The sequence below is a fragment of the Zoogloea sp. genome, assembly GCF_041914405.1.
Lineage (GTDB): Bacteria > Pseudomonadota > Gammaproteobacteria > Burkholderiales > Rhodocyclaceae > Zoogloea.
Genome location: NZ_JAYSDK010000058.1, coordinates 1 through 14,581, shown reverse-complemented (window position 1 = coordinate 14,581; position 14,581 = coordinate 1). Strand labels below are relative to the sequence as shown.

Annotated in this window: 15 protein-coding genes and 1 pseudogene; 14 read left to right on the top strand and 2 right to left on the bottom strand. The window is 67.3% G+C overall.

All coding sequences use genetic code 11. The features are described from left to right. From ACE3RX_RS22310 to ACE3RX_RS22290, 5 genes and pseudogenes are all read left to right on the top strand, one after another. Positions 1-588 (top strand): annotated as a pseudogene (locus ACE3RX_RS22310) (allantoinase); the annotation flags it as partial. Positions 589-614: 26 nt separating this feature from the next. Next, positions 615-1,658, top strand: a complete 1,044-nt coding sequence (gene alc / locus ACE3RX_RS22305; protein ID WP_374487170.1) for an allantoicase — start codon at positions 615-617, stop codon at positions 1,656-1,658. Positions 1,659-1,667: 9 nt separating this feature from the next. After that, positions 1,668-2,168 carry an ureidoglycolate lyase gene (locus ACE3RX_RS22300; RefSeq protein WP_374487169.1) on the top strand — a complete coding sequence of 167 codons (501 nt, stop codon included), beginning with the start codon at positions 1,668-1,670 and terminating at the stop codon, positions 2,166-2,168. A gap of 10 nt (positions 2,169-2,178) precedes the next feature. Beyond that, positions 2,179-2,961 (top strand): class II aldolase/adducin family protein, encoded by a 783-nt coding sequence (locus ACE3RX_RS22295; RefSeq protein WP_374487168.1) that lies wholly within the window; start codon positions 2,179-2,181, stop codon positions 2,959-2,961. A gap of 107 nt (positions 2,962-3,068) precedes the next feature. Continuing rightward, a complete protein-coding gene (locus tag ACE3RX_RS22290; RefSeq protein ID WP_374487167.1) occupies positions 3,069-3,260 on the top strand; it encodes a 4-oxalocrotonate tautomerase in 192 nt (63 codons plus the stop codon). 213 nt (positions 3,261-3,473) lie between these two features. On the opposite strand, the gene ACE3RX_RS22285 is transcribed toward ACE3RX_RS22290, so the two are convergent. Further along, positions 3,474-4,175 carry a response regulator transcription factor gene (locus tag ACE3RX_RS22285; RefSeq protein WP_374487166.1) on the bottom strand — a complete coding sequence of 234 codons (702 nt, stop codon included), beginning with the start codon at positions 4,173-4,175 and terminating at the stop codon, positions 3,474-3,476. Between the two features lie 11 nt (positions 4,176-4,186). Beyond that, a complete protein-coding gene (locus ACE3RX_RS22280; RefSeq protein ID WP_374487165.1) occupies positions 4,187-5,089 on the bottom strand; it encodes a DMT family transporter in 903 nt (300 codons plus the stop codon). A 303-nt stretch (positions 5,090-5,392) separates the two neighbouring features. On the opposite strand from ACE3RX_RS22280, the gene ACE3RX_RS22275 reads away from it, so the two are divergent. The 9 genes from ACE3RX_RS22275 to ACE3RX_RS22235 form a co-directional block, all read left to right on the top strand. Continuing rightward, complete coding sequence (locus ACE3RX_RS22275) at positions 5,393-6,826, top strand: nucleobase:cation symporter-2 family protein (protein WP_374487164.1); 1,434 nt, start codon at positions 5,393-5,395, stop codon at positions 6,824-6,826. Positions 6,827-6,861: 35 nt separating this feature from the next. After that, on the top strand, positions 6,862-7,734 hold the full coding sequence (locus ACE3RX_RS22270) for a hypothetical protein (RefSeq protein WP_374487163.1): 873 nt from the start codon (positions 6,862-6,864) through the stop codon (positions 7,732-7,734). A gap of 135 nt (positions 7,735-7,869) precedes the next feature. Further along, positions 7,870-9,150: a phosphopyruvate hydratase gene (eno, locus tag ACE3RX_RS22265; protein WP_374487162.1), complete on the top strand. Its 1,281-nt coding sequence runs from the start codon at positions 7,870-7,872 to the stop codon at positions 9,148-9,150. Between the two features lie 10 nt (positions 9,151-9,160). Then, positions 9,161-9,676 carry an AmiS/UreI family transporter gene (locus tag ACE3RX_RS22260; protein WP_374487161.1) on the top strand — a complete coding sequence of 172 codons (516 nt, stop codon included), beginning with the start codon at positions 9,161-9,163 and terminating at the stop codon, positions 9,674-9,676. A gap of 227 nt (positions 9,677-9,903) precedes the next feature. Then, positions 9,904-11,679 carry a glyoxylate carboligase gene (gene gcl / locus ACE3RX_RS22255; protein WP_374487160.1) on the top strand — a complete coding sequence of 592 codons (1,776 nt, stop codon included), beginning with the start codon at positions 9,904-9,906 and terminating at the stop codon, positions 11,677-11,679. Between the two features lie 164 nt (positions 11,680-11,843). Then, positions 11,844-12,617, top strand: a complete 774-nt coding sequence (hyi, locus tag ACE3RX_RS22250) for a hydroxypyruvate isomerase (RefSeq protein ID WP_374487159.1) — start codon at positions 11,844-11,846, stop codon at positions 12,615-12,617. Positions 12,618-12,658: 41 nt separating this feature from the next. Continuing rightward, positions 12,659-13,555 carry a 2-hydroxy-3-oxopropionate reductase gene (locus tag ACE3RX_RS22245; protein ID WP_374487158.1) on the top strand — a complete coding sequence of 299 codons (897 nt, stop codon included), beginning with the start codon at positions 12,659-12,661 and terminating at the stop codon, positions 13,553-13,555. Between the two features lie 11 nt (positions 13,556-13,566). Further along, positions 13,567-13,989: a DUF3830 family protein gene (locus ACE3RX_RS22240; protein ID WP_374487157.1), complete on the top strand. Its 423-nt coding sequence runs from the start codon at positions 13,567-13,569 to the stop codon at positions 13,987-13,989. 17 nt (positions 13,990-14,006) lie between these two features. Further along, positions 14,007-14,581, top strand: a 575-nt coding sequence (locus ACE3RX_RS22235; RefSeq protein ID WP_374487156.1) for a glycerate kinase, incomplete at its 3' end; no start/stop codon positions are given.

Below are 14,581 nucleotides of genomic sequence, written 5' to 3'. Positions count from 1 at the left end.
TTCAAGGAGCTCGGCCACGAGATCGCCTGCCACGGCTGGCGCTGGATCCACTACCAGAACGTGGACGAGGCCACCGAGCGCGAGCACATGCGGATCGGCATGCAGATCATCGAAGAGCTCACCGGCGAGCGGCCGTTGGGCTGGTACACCGGGCGGGACTCTCCCAACACGCGGCGCCTGGTCGCCGACTACGGTGGCTTCCTGTACGACTCGGACTACTACGGCGACGACCTGCCGTTCTGGTCCGAGGTGCGGAAGAGCGACGGTAGCACCGCACCGCACCTGATCGTGCCCTACACCCTCGACACCAATGACATGCGCTTCTCGCTGCCGCAAGGCTTTTCCCACGGGGACGAGTTCTTCGAATACCTGCGCGACGCCTTCGACGTGATGTACGAGGAAGGGGACGAGCGGCCGGCGATGCTCAGCGTCGGCATGCACTGCCGCCTGCTTGGCCGGCCCGGGCGTTTCCGCGCGCTGCAGCGTTTCCTCGACCATATTGAAAAACACGACCGGGTGTGGGTGTGCCGGCGGGTGGATGTCGCCCGCCACTGGATCGCCAAGCACCCCCACCGCCCCCAAGCCTGACAGAGAACATACAAGGAGACTCATCCATGGCCAGCCACACTCCCGGCGCCCCCGTTTTCGCCGCTCCCGCCGACCTGCCCGACTGGGCGCTGCGTTCGGTGGATCTCGCCAACCCGCGCCTCGGCGCGCAGGCGCTCTACGCCTCCGACGACTTCTTTGCCGAAGTGTCGCGCATGCTCAACCCGGAACCGGCCCAGTTCGTGCCGGGCAAGTTCGACACCAACGGCAAGTGGATGGACGGCTGGGAGTCCCGCCGCAAGCGTGTCGCCGGCCACGACTGGGCGCTGGTCAAGCTTGGCGTGAAGGGCGTGATCCGCGGCTTCGACGTGGACACCAGCCACTTCACCGGCAACTACCCGCCGGCGGTGTCCATCGAAGCCACCGTGTCGGGCACTGACGACGTGGAGACCCTGAAAGCCGCCAGCTGGACCGAGATCCTGCCGGCCACGCCCCTCGGCCCCAACAGCCACCACATCCTCGAATGCGCCAGTGACGCGGCGTGGACCCACTTGCGCGTCAACATCTACCCGGACGGCGGCATCGCCCGCCTGCGCGTCTATGGCCGCCCGGTCGGTGCGCTGGAGAGCCTGACCGGCGACGAGACCATCGACCTCGTGGCGATGGAGAACGGCGGCCGCGCGGTGTCCTGGAACGACGCCAGCTTCGGCTCCACCGTCGCCGCGCTGCTGCTGCCCGGCCGCGGCCAGAACATGGGCGACGGCTGGGAAACCCGCCGCCGTCGCGAACCCGGTAACGACTGGTGTGTGCTCGAACTGGGCGCCGCCGGCACGGTCGAAAGGATCGAAGTGGACACCGCCTTCTTTAAGGGCAACTTCCCGGACCGCTGCTCGATCCAGGCGGCCTTCGTGAGCGGCGGCACCGACCGTTCCATCACCACCCAGAGCATGTTCTGGCAGACCCTGCTGCCCGAGCAGAAGCTGACGATGGACGCGGTGCATACCTTCACCGAACAGATCGCCAAGCTCGGGCCGATCACCCACGTGCGCTTCAACATCTTCCCCGACGGCGGTGTGTCGCGCCTGCGCCTGTGGGGCAAGGTGGCCAAGTAAGGAGTGGCGATGAACAGCCTCAGCCTGACCCCGCAGCCGCTCACCCGTGAAGCCTTCGCCCCCTTTGGCGACGTCATCGAGGCGAGCGACGCGGTGCGCCATTTCACCATCAACGCCGGCAACACCGAGCGCTACCACGACCTCGCCCAGATCGAGGCGGGCCCGGACGGCAAGGTGATCGTCTCCATCTTCCGCGGCCAGCCGCGCACGCTGCCCTTCCGCGTCGAGATGATGGAGCGCCACCCCTTGGCCAGCCAGGCCTTCATCCCGATGTCCGGCAAGCCCTACCTGGTGGTGGTGGCGCCGGCAGGTGCGGCGCCGAAGGCGGAAGACCTGCGCGTCTTCCTGGCCCGCGGCGACCAGGGCGTCAACTACGCCACCGGCGTGTGGCACCACCCGCTGCTGGCGCTGGAGACGGTGTGCGATTTCCTCGTCGTGGATCGCAGCGGCAACACGCCCAACTGCGACGAGGTGAGCCTCGACCCCGGTGCGGTGATCCCGGCCCTGTGAGGAGACGGCCATGTCCAGCGACGATGTCGGTGAAGCCTACGCCCGGCGGCCCCCGGCCTTCGGCGAGGCGGAGTGGCGGGCGCGGGTGGACGTGGCCGCCTGCTACCGCCTGGTGGCCCGTAACGGTTGGGACGACCTGGTCTATACGCACATCTCCCGGCGCCTGCCCGGGCGCGCCGATGCCTTCCTGATCAACCGCTTCGGGCTGGGCTTCGAGGAGGTCACCGCCTCCAACCTGCTGGTGGTGGATTTCGCCGGCCAGGTGCTGGCCGGGAAGGGCATCGCCAGTCCGGCGGGCTTCGCGATCCACTCCGCAGTGCACCGTGCCCGGCCGGACGCCCATTGCGTGTTGCACCTCCACACCCGCGCCGGCATCGCCGTGTCCACGCTGGTCGACGGCCTCCTGCCGTTGTCCCAGCCGGCGCTGCGCTTCTGGCGCGACATCGGCATCCACGATTACGGCGGCCTTGTTTTCGATGAGCCCGAGCTGGCCCGCCTGATCGCCGCCCTCGGGCTGCATCCGGCGCTGCTGCTGCGCAACCACGGCACCCTGACCTGCGGCCGCACGGTGGCCGAGGCCTACGTGCTGATGCACACCCTGGAGCAGGCCTGCGAGATCCAGCTCGCCGCGCTGGCCGCCGCCCCCGACGCCACCCGGCGGGTGATGCCGCCGGAAGCCGTGCTGGCCCGCAGCCACCGCCAGCTCACCGCCGACCCGGCGCCGGAAGGTGCCCTCGAATGGCCGATGCTGCTGCGTCGCTTGATGCGGGACGAGCCGTCGTTTGCGGCGTGAAGGCATGACATCCCGTGGGGGCGAATTCATTCGCCCCCACAAAAATTCGCCCCTACGGGGTGCCTCCCATAAGCAATCCCGCAGTCCAAACCTGAAAGGGCACTTCCATGCCGACCCTGCACATCGAACTCTTTGATGGCCGCACGCCGGCCGAAAAGCGCGAGCTCGTCGAGGTCTTGACCCGTGAAACCTGCCGCGTGCTCGGCTGCGAGCCGTCGGCGGTGGATATCCTGTTTGTGGATGTGAAGCGGGAGAACTGGGCGACCGGCGGGGTGTTGTGGTCGGAGAGGGTGGGTTAATCGGGTTTCTTTTTTGCCCTGGGCCCACTGCCGGTTTTCTCCCCCTCCCGGCTGGTGGTGGGCCGTTTTTTTGTTTTTTGGTTTGGGGTGCTGTTTTCTGGGCGGCTTTCCTTTGTTTGGTCTTGCATTGCCCCGGGCGAGTCCCGGCCAATCCAAGCCAATAAACAGGAAGCCGCCCCGCAAGGACAGCCAGGCAACCAAGTTGTCAGGTCGTCACACCCGCAGGTCGAATGAATTCGACCCCACAGGCATGCGGTCCCGCCCGCAAGTTCGCACGACGCTGGCCGCGTCAGCCGCAGAATCCCCCTCCACCAGCCCCGCATAACACCTCACCATCTGCGCGAACGAATCCGTCCCGAGCTTGCGCCCCAGGCGGGAGCGGTGGACCTCGATGGTGCGCGGCGAGACATCCAGGGCGCGGGCGACTTCCTTGTTGGTGAGGCCGGCGACGATCATCGCCAGGACTTCCCGTTCCCGTTCCGATAGCTGCGCGTAGCGCTGGCGGGCCTGGCGTTCCGCGTCGAGGCGGGCGTGCTGCAGTACGTGCTGGCCGATGGTGTGACGCAGGGCTAGGCGCAGTTCGTCGCGTTGCAGCGGCTTCTCCAGGAAGTCGGCGGCGCCGGCGCGGAAGGCCTGCCGGCATTGGGCTGCGTCGGCATCGGCGGCCAGCACGATTATTGGCAGGTCGATGCCGTCGGCGGCCAGGCTGACGATGAAATCTGCGCAGTCGTCGTCGGTGTGGCGGATGTCCACCAGGATCACGCCGCAGGCGTCGCCGTCGAGGGCCGCGCGCAACTCGTCCGGGCTGTCCCAGGTGTGCAGCGGAAGATCCAGGCTGGCGGCGCAGGCGGCGAGGGCGCGGCGGGTGGCCGGGGTGTCGTCGATGCAGTGGATGCAGGGTCGGGGCGTGGTCATGGCAAACCTGTTCAGGAACGGGGTGGGCCGGAGCGGCGGAGTACCGGGACGAGATTGACGAGCAGCAGCGCGGTGGCGATCAGCAGCATGCCGCCGAGCTCGGCGTTGCTGGGGCGTTCGCCCAGCTCCAGCCAGCCGGCGAGCACGCCGATGGCCGGAATGCCGAGGGCCGACAGGCCGGCGATGGCGGCGGGCAGGTGTTCCAGCACGTAGAGCCACAGCAGCCAGGCGAGGCCGGTGGCGAGCACGGCGTTGAAGGCGAGGGCGCCGAAGAAATAGGGCGTCGGGTCGATGGGCCGCGACGGATGCAGCGCGGCGACGACGCACAGGGCCAGCGCGCCGAACAGCATCTGCCAGGCGGTCAGCGTCAGTACATCCACCTCGTGCTGTTGGCGCAGGCGCTTGGCGACGATGGTCGCCAGCGCCCAGGCCAGGCTGCCAGCCAGCGCGAGCAGGTTGCTGGCCAGGCTGCCATGGGCGGCCCAGGGTTCGAGGATCAGCAGCAGGCCGCCAGCCGCCACGGCGGTGCCGGCCTGCTGGATCGGGCTGATGCGTTCGCCGAGGCGCCAGGCCGCCAGTGGCACCAGCCAGAAGGGCATGGTGTAGACCAGCACCGCGGTCTTGCCGGCGCCGCCGGCGACCAGCGCCCACTGGATCAGTGCCGTGAAGGCGGCGGTCTGCAAGAGGCCGAGCAGGATCGTCTGCCGTGCGGCCACCAGTTTCAGCGGGCGGCGGCGCAGGAGCAGCAGCGCGAACAGGGACAGGGCGCCGAACAGCGTGCGGATCGCCGAAAAGTCGAAGGGATCGGCATAGCGGATCACCTGCTTCATCACCACCCAGTTGTAGCCCCAGATCAGCGACATCAGCAGCAGCGCGGCGGCGGCGGGACGGGGAAAGGAGGGGGACGACTTCATCGGCTTATGGGATTTCGAATAATGGTGGGTATCGCTTGGTCTGCAGAATACCCAGAAGGTGCCGCGAATGAACTTGCCGACCACACCGTGCAGGCCGGCAATCTGTGTTGCGCTGCAAGATGTATGGGGTGGTAGGCCAGTGTTTGAAGGGAATGAAAAATGCTGCATTGCGACAATATCGAAGTGCTTATTCCGCTTATCAAGACTGAGCTCTGCCGCGCCGCGGGCCGGCACCTAAACTGGGCCTGAGTCCGGTCGATTCCTCGTCCGGAGCATTCGCCACCAGCGCCCGCAGAGGCGCTCATGCTGATAACGAAGGAGACCTCCATGTCGGAGTATTCGCAGGAAAGAAGTGCCCAACCGGTCGATGCGGTCGACGAGCGCCTGCCCGCCGGCCGCCTCATCGCGCTGGGCTTGCAGCACGTGCTGGTGATGTACGCCGGTGCCATCGCGGTGCCGCTGATCGTCGGCGGCGCCCTCCGTTTTCCGAAAGACCAGATCGCGCTGCTGATCAATTCCGATCTGCTGTGCTGTGGCCTCGTCACCATCATCCAGGCCTTCGGCATCGGCAAGTTCGGTATCCGCCTGCCGGTGATGATGGGCGTCACCTTCGCTGCCGTCGGCCCGATGGTGGCGATGGCCGGTAACCCCGAGCTGGGCATCAACGCCATTCTCGGTGCCGGCATCGCGGCGGGCATCTTCGGCATCTTCTTCGCCCCGCTGGTGTCCCGCTGTCTGCCGCTGTTTCCGCCCGTCGTCACCGGCACCATCATCTCGGTGATCGGCATTTCGCTGATGCGCGTGGCGGTCAACTGGGCGGCCGGCGGCAATCCCATGATCAAGGACGCGGCGACTGGCAAGATGATCGACAACCCGGCCTACGGCGCGCCGGAGCACATCGCCATTGCCACCATCGTGCTGGTCTCGGTGCTGCTGATCACCAAGTACGGCCGTGGCTTCTTGTCCAACGTGTCGGTGCTGCTGGGCATGGTGGTCGGTTTCCTGATTTCGATGGCCCTCGGCAAGGTCAGCTTCGCCGGCATCAACGAAGCACCGGTGATCGCCCTGGTCACCCCGCTGCAGTTCGGCATGCCGACCTTCGACCTGGTGTCGGTGGCGACCATGTGCCTGGTGATGGTGGTGGTGATGGTCGAATCCCTCGGCATGTTCCTGGCCCTCGGCGATCTCACCGGGCGCCGCCTGAGCCGTGACGACCTGACCCGCGGGCTGCGCACCGACGGCCTCGGCACGCTGATCGGCGGTTTCCTCAACACTTTCCCGCACACCTCCTTCTCCCAGAACGTCGGCCTGGTGGGTGTCACCGGCGTGAAGAGCCGCTGGGTGTGCATCGTCGGCGGGGTCATCCTGATGGCCTTCGGCCTGTTCCCGAAGATGGCGGTGGTGATCGCCTCCGTGCCCCAGTTCGTGCTTGGCGGCGCTGGCGTCGTGATGTTCGGCATGGTCGCCGCGACGGGTATCAAGATCCTGGTCGGGGCCGACTTGCGTACCAACCGCAACAACCTCTACGTGGTGGCGGTCAGCATCGGCCTGGGCATGATCCCGCTGGTCGCCCCGACCTTCTTCCACAGCATGCCGAAGGCCCTTGGCCCGCTGCTGCACAGTGGCATCCTGCTCGCCGCCCTGTCGGCCGTCGTGCTCAACGTGTTCCTCAACGGCACCGGCCGCCGCAACGCCAGCGGCGAAGCCTGCGAGGCCATCCCCCACGAAGCCCACTGATCCGCGCCCGGACCACTCCTCACAGAAAGACAATCATGAAGAAGATTTTTTGCCGGCCGCTGGCCGGTGTGGCCTCCCTTTGCCTGTCGATTGCCGCGCCCCTCGCTTCCGCTGCCACCTGGACCGACACTTTCCTCGGCTACCGCTACGGCACCCAGTTCCATGAGCCGAGCAATACCCAGGACGTTCGCAAGCACGTGCTGCAATTCACCCACAGCAGCGGCTACGCGGTCGGCCAGAACTTCCTGAACCTGGACGTGTTGCAGTCCGACAAAAATGATCCGGTGAATGGCGGCGGTTCGGGTGCCACCGAGTTCTACCTGACCTATCGTCATCAGCTGCACCTGGGCAAGGCCCTCGACAAGGACCTGTCCTTCGGCCCGGTGAAGGAGGTGGCGCTGACCGGCGGCTTCGACCTCAACACCAAGGACACCCGCTTCGCCCCGCGCAAGCGCCTGCTGGTGGTCGGCCCGACCCTCAAGTTCGACGTGCCCGGCTTCCTGGACGTGAGCCTGCTGGCCGCCCGCGAATGGAACCACTGCGGCCTTGGCGCGCCGGCCTGTCCGCAGGCCGAGATTTCCTTCGATACCCAGTGGATGCTTAGCGCGGCCTGGGGCATTCCCTTCCAGGCCGGTCCGCTGCCGCTCAAGTTCCAGGGCTTCATCAACTACATCGGCGACAAGGGCAAGGACTACGCCGGCGTGAAGACCGAGGCGGAAACCCTGATGCGCACCTCCCTGATGGCCGACCTGGGCCAGCTCGCCGGCAGCCGCAAGAACACCGTCTGGGCTGGCGTCGGCTACGAGCTGTGGCTTAACAAGTTCGGCAACCACGCCAACGCCGCCGGCGTCACCAAGCCCGGCATCAACACCCGCGCCCCGACGCTGCAACTGGAATGGCACTTCTGAAATTTCGATGAGCTGACCCGTAGGGGCGAATTCATTCGCCCTCGGTGGTTGATCAACGTCCGCGGGCGAATGAATTCGCCCCTACAGGGAGCCCCTGCGGAGTTCTTTCGCTCCTCTCACCGGAGACATGTCTCGATGCATGAAATCACCCAAATAGAAGGCCTCGAAATCCTCGACTCCCGCGGCAACCCGACGCTGCAGGCCACCGTCACGCTGCAGTCCGGCCACCGCGGGACCGCCGCGGTGCCTTCTGGCGCCTCCACCGGCAAGCGCGAAGCCCTCGAACTGCGCGATGGCGACCCGGCGCGTTTCGGTGGCAAGGGCGTGCAGAAGGCCCTGGCCCATGTCGAAGGCCCCATCGCCGCTGCGCTGAAGGGCCACGACGCGGCTCGCCAGGCGGACATCGACGGCATCCTGTGCGATCTGGACGGCACCGCCGACAAGTCCCGCCTCGGCGCCAACGCGCTCCTCGCCGTGTCGCTGGCCAGCGCCCGCGCCGCTGCCGAGGCGGCTGGCCAGCCGCTGTACCGCCACCTATCGGACGGGCGTGAGCCGGTACTGCCGGTACCGCTGATGAACGTGCTCAACGGCGGCGCCCACGCCAACAACAGCCTCGACATCCAGGAATGCATGATCGTGCCCCATGGCTTCGAGCGCTTCGGCGACGCGCTGCGCGCTGGTGTCGGCGTCTTCCACGCGCTGCGCGGCCTGCTCGACCGCTACGGTTTCCCCACGTCGGTGGGCGACGAGGGCGGTTTTGCACCCAATGTGGACGGCACTCGCCAGGCCCTCGACCTGATCCTCGAGGCGATCCGCCTGGCCGGCTACGAGCCGGGCAGCCAGGTGGCGCTGGCCCTCGACTGCGCTTCGTCGGAGTTCGCCAAGGGCGAGCGCTACGTGCTGGCCGGCGAATCCCTCGACCTGTCGCGGGCCGAGTTCTGCGACTACCTGGCCAAGCTGGTCGCCGACTACCCCATCGTCAGCATCGAGGACGGCATGGCCGAGGACGACTGGGCCGGCTGGGGCCAGCTCACCGACCGCCTCGGCCGGCGTACCCAGCTGGTCGGCGACGATCTCTTCGTGACGGACACCCGCCTGCTGGCCGACGGCATCCACAGGGGGGTCGCCAACGCGATCCTGATCAAGCCCAACCAGATCGGCACCCTCACCGAGACCCTCGCCGCCATCGAGCTGGCACGCCAGCACGGTTACGGGGCGATCGTCTCCCATCGCTCCGGCGAGACCGGTGACACGACCATCGCCGATCTGGCGGTGGGCACCGCCTGCGGGCAGATCAAGACCGGTTCGGCGAGCCGTTCGGATCGCGTCGAGAAGTACAACCGGCTGCTCGCCATCGAGCGTGAGCTGGGTCCGGCGGCCCGCTTCGCCGGCAGCGCGGCGCTGGCCCGGCGCTGAGGGCGTAGCCATGTTGCTCGGACTGGCGCTGCTCTACGTGGGCGCCGTGCTGATCCTCAACGGGCTGTGGATGCTCGGCCGCATTGGCGACCGGGAGATCCCGGTGATCAACCTGTTCGCCGGCGGCCTGTCCCTGTTGATCGCGCTCAAGCTGGCCTTCGGCGACGGCGCCGACCTGGCATCGGTGAAGGCGGCGGCCCTGTCGCTGCTGTTCTCCTTCACCTACCTGTGGGTGGCGATCAACCGCTACAGCGGCGCCGATGGCCGCGGGCTGGGCTGGTTCAGCCTGTTCGTGGCCCTCACCGCGATACCTGTGGCGGCGGACTGCCTGCGCCTGGCCAGCTCGCCGGGGGAGTGGTGGCTGGGGCTGTCGTGGGTGGCCTGGTCGATACTCTGGATGCTGTTCTTCCTGTTGCTCGCGCTTAACAAACCGCTGACCCGGCTGACCGCCTGCGTGGCCATCGGGCAGGGCGTGCTGACCGGCTGGGTGCCCGGCTATCTGTTGCTGAGCGGCGCCCTGCGTTGAGTTGGCGAGCGATGTAATTCCTCTGTGGGGGCGAATTCATTCGCCCTCGGACTTCATTTGGCCGATGGCGGGCGAATGAAGTCGCCCCCACGGGGGGATGCAGAGTTTTAGCCTTAATCGATATAAAAAGTATCGAAAGAACCGATCCCGGCGGCAATTCAAGCCGCATGCCTTTATCCCTAAGCTGTCCCCATCGATTCATCGGACAGACCCCAAAGGAGGAAAAAATGGCCCGAATGAGAGCAGTGGATGCCGCCGCGGCGGTGATGCGCAAGGAAGGCGTGGAGACCGTCTTCGGCGTGCCCGGCGCAGCGATCAACCCCCTTTACTCGGCGATGAAGAAGGACGGCGGCTTCAAGCACGTGCTGGCCCGCCACGTGGAAGGCGCGTCCCACATGGCCGAAGGCTTCACCCGTGCCACCGCTGGCAATGTCGGCGTGTGCATTGGCACCTCCGGCCCGGCCGGCACCGACATGATCACCGGCCTCTACTCGGCCTCCGCCGATTCCATTCCCATCCTGTGCATCACCGGCCAGGCGCCGCGGGCGCGGCTCTACAAGGAAGACTTCCAGGCCGTGGACATCGAGTCCATCGCCAAGCCGGTCACCAAGTGGGCCGTTACCGTGCGCGAGCCGGCTCTGGTGCCGCGCGTCTTCCAGCAGGCCTTCCACGTCATGCGCTCCGGCCGCCCCGGCCCGGTGCTGATCGACCTGCCCTTCGACGTGCAGATGGCCGAGATCGAGTTCGACATCGAGACCTACGAATCCTTGCCGCTGCACAAGCCGGCGGCGACCCGTGCCCAGGCCGAGAAGGCGCTGGCCATGCTCAACGCCGCTGAGCGTCCGTTGATCGTCGCCGGCGGTGGCGTCATCAACGCCGATGCAGCGGCCCGCCTGCAGGAATTCGCCGAGCTGACCGGCGTGCCGGTGATTCCAACCCTGATGGGCTGGGGCACGATCCCCGACGACCATCCGCTGATGGCCGGCATGGTTGGCCTGCAGACCTCCCACCGCTACGGCAACGCGACGATGCTGGCCTCCGACTTCGTGATCGGCATCGGCAACCGCTGGGCCAACCGCCACACCGGCTCGGTCGAGGTCTATACCGAAGGGCGCAAGTTCGTCCATATCGACATCGAACCGACCCAGATCGGCCGCGTTTTCGGGCCCGACTACGGGATTGTTTCCGATGCCGGTGCGGCCCTCGACCAGCTGATCGCCGTGGCCCGCGACATGAAGGCCGCCGGCCAGCTCGCCGACCGCAGCGCCTGGGTGGCCGAGTGCCAAGAGCGCAAGCGCACGCTGCAGCGCAAGACCCACTTCGAAGTCAGCCCGGTGAAGCCGCAACGGGTCTATGAAGAGATGAACAAGGCTTTCGGCAAGGACACGACCTACGTCAGCACCATCGGCCTGTCGCAGATCGCCGCCGCCCAGTTCCTGCACGTGTACAAGCCGCGTCACTGGGTCAATTGCGGCCAGGCCGGCCCCCTCGGGTGGACCATCCCGGCGGCGCTCGGCGTGTGTGCGGCCGATCCGTCCCGCAAGGTGGTGGCCATCTCGGGCGACTACGACTTCCAGTTCATGATCGAAGAGCTGGCCGTCGGCGCCCAGTTCAAGCTGCCCTACCTGCATGTGGTGGTGAACAACGCCTACCTGGGCCTGATCCGCCAGTCCCAGCGCGGTTTTGACATGGACTACTGCGTGCAGCTGGCCTTCGAGAACATCAACGCCCCGGAGACCGAGGGCTACGGCGTCGATCACATCGGCGTCGTCGAAGGCCTCGGCTGCAAGGCGATCCGCGTGCGCAAGGCCGAGGACGTGCAGGCGGCCTTCGCCCAGGCCCGCGCGTGGATGGAGGAGTTCCGCGTGCCGGTGGTCGTCGAGATCATCCTGGAGCGCGTCACCAACATCTCGATGGGCACCGAAATCAACGCCATCAACGAGTTCGAGGACCTGGCCGCCTGCGGCGCCGACGCCCCGACCGCGGTGGCCCTGCTGGACTGAGCGCGCAACGGAGATCTCCCTCTCCTCTTCCTCTGTGCGGGCGAATTCATTCGCCCGCGGAGGTCAATCAAACGACGGAGGGCGAATGAATTCGCCCCCACGGGTTTCATCCCCAGCTTCATGCCTTCGGTGTGATGCCACGGGGCCCACGAAAGGACACCACCATGCCGCGTTTCGCCGCCAACCTTTCCATGCTGTTTACCGAGCTGCCTTTCCTGGAGCGCTTCGGCGCCGCCGCGGCGGCCGGCTTCAAGGGGGTCGAGTATCTCTTCCCCTACGCCTTCGCCAAGGAAGACCTGGCCGCCGAGCTGGCCCGCCACGGCCTCGTCCAGGTGCTGCACAACCTGCCGGCCGGCAACTGGGAAGCCGGCGAGCGCGGCATTGCGTGCCACCCGGAGCGGGTTGCCGAGTTCCGTGACGGCGTCGCCACCGCCATCGACTACGCCCGCGCCCTCGGCTGCACGCAGCTCAACTGCCTGGCCGGCATCGCCCCGGCTGGCGTGTCCGAGGCCGCGCTGCGCGAGACCTTCGTCGCCAACCTGCGCTTTGCCGCGGCTCAGCTGAAGGAGGCTGGCATCCGTCTGCTGGTCGAGCCGATCAACACCTACGACATCCCCGGCTTCTACCTGAACCGCACGGCGCAGGCGCTGGAGATCCTCGACGAGGTCGGCTCCGACAACCTCTTCGTGCAGTACGACATCTATCACGCCCAGCGCATGGAGGGCGAACTGGCGGCGACCATCGCCAAGAACCTGCAGCGCATCGCCCACATCCAGCTGGCCGACAACCCTGGCCGCCACGAGCCGGGCAGCGGCGAGATCAACTACCCGTGGCTGTTCCGCCACATCGACGGCCTCGGCTACGCCGGCTGGATCGGCTGCGAATACAAGCCCGGCACCACCGCCACGGAAGGCCTCGGCTGGCTGAAGAACGCCTGAGCGCCGGCCCCACGACGACCACCACCAGGAGACAAGACATCATGGCAAACATCGGCTTCATCGGTCTCGGCATCATGGGCGCCCCCATGGCCGGCCACCTCATCAAGGGCGGTCACACCGTCTTCACCTTCACCCACGGCGCCACGCCGGCGGAACTCGTCGAGGCCGGCGCGCGGACCTGCGCCAGCGGCGCCGAAGTCGCCCGCAACGCCGACATCGTCATCACCATGGTGCCCGACACGCCCCACGTGGAGGACGCGCTGTTCAACCCCGAGGGCGTCGCCGCCGGCCTGTCCGCCGGCAAGACGGTGGTGGACATGAGCTCCATCTCCCCGGTGGCCACCAAGGATTTCGCCAAGCGCATCAACGCGCTGGGTTGCGAATACCTGGACGCGCCGGTGTCCGGCGGCGAAGTGGGCGCCAAGGCGGCCAGCCTGACCATCATGGTCGGCGGCAGCGAGGCCGCCTTCGACAAGGTCAAGCCGCTGTTCGAGCTGATGGGCAAGAACATCACCCTGGTCGGCGGCAACGGCGACGGCCAGATCACCAAGGTGGCCAACCAGATCATCGTCGCGCTGACCATCGAGGCGGTGGGCGAGGCCCTGCTGCTGGCCGCCAAGGCCGGCGCCGATCCCGCCAAGGTGCGCCAGGCGCTGATGGGCGGCTTCGCCAACTCGCGCATCCTGGAAGTGCACGGCGAGCGCATGGTCAAGCGTACCTTCGAGCCGGGCTTCCGCATCGCGCTGCACCAGAAGGACCTCAACCTGGCCCTGACCACTGGTCGCCAGCTCGGCGTCGCGCTGCCCAGCACCGCCATCGCCCAGGAGCTGTTCAACACCTGTGCGGCCCACGGCGGCGCCGGCTGGGACCATTCGGCCCTGGTGCGCGCCCTCGAGAAGATGGCCAATTTCGAGATCGGCCAACAGGCTGCCGACTGAGGAGCGAGCCGGTGCGCCATCTCGCCATCGAAGTCGGTTCCTACCGTTTTGTCGCCCGGCTCGAAGAGGAGGCCGCGCCGAAGACCTGCGCGGCCTTCCTGAAGATGCTGCCCTTCTCCAACCAGGTCATCCATTCCCGCTGGAGCGGCGAGGCGGTGTGGGTACCGCTGGCCGACTTCGACACCGGCCTGGACTTCGAGAACCACACCAGCCACCCGTCGCGGGGCGACGTGCTGCTCTACCCGGGGGGCTTCTCGGAAACCGAGATCCTGTTTGCCTATGGCAGCTGCCGCTTTGGCAGCAAAATGGGGCAGCTCGCCGGCAACCACTTCCTGACCGTCGTGGAAGGCGCCGAGCAGTTGATGGACATGGGCCGCACGGTGTTGTGGAAGGGCTCCCAGTGGGTGCGCTTCCTCGACCTGGGCAGCCGCTGAACGACAAGGACAACCCTATGCACACCGCCCCCCGCGATCTCCTTACCGCAATGTTCACTGCCGCGGTCAATGCCGCCCAGCCCGAGCACTGCATTCCCCGCTTCCTGCCCGAGCCGCCCAAGGGGCGGACCCTCGTCATCGGCGCCGGCAAGGCGTCGGCGGCGATGGCCCAGGCGCTGGAGCGCCACTGGCCGGGGCCGCTGTCCGGCCTGGTGGTCACCCGCTACGGCTACGCGGTGCCCTGCGCGCGCATCGAGATCGTCGAGGCGGCCCACCCGGTGCCCGACGCGGCGGGCCGCGAGGCGGCCGCGCGGATGCTCGAACTGGTGCGCGGCCTGAGCGCCGACGACCTGGTGATCTGCCTGATCTCGGGGGGCGGTTCGGCGCTGCTGCCGCTGCCCGGCGATGGCGTCACGCTGGAGGACAAGCAGGCCATCAACAGGGCCCTGCTCAAGTCCGGCGCGACTATTTCCGAGATGAACTGCGTGCGCCGTCACCTCTCGGCGATCAAGGGTGGCCGGCTGGCGGCGGCCTGCCATCCGGCGCGGGTGGTGAACCTGCTGATCTCCGACGTGCCCGGCGACAACCCGAT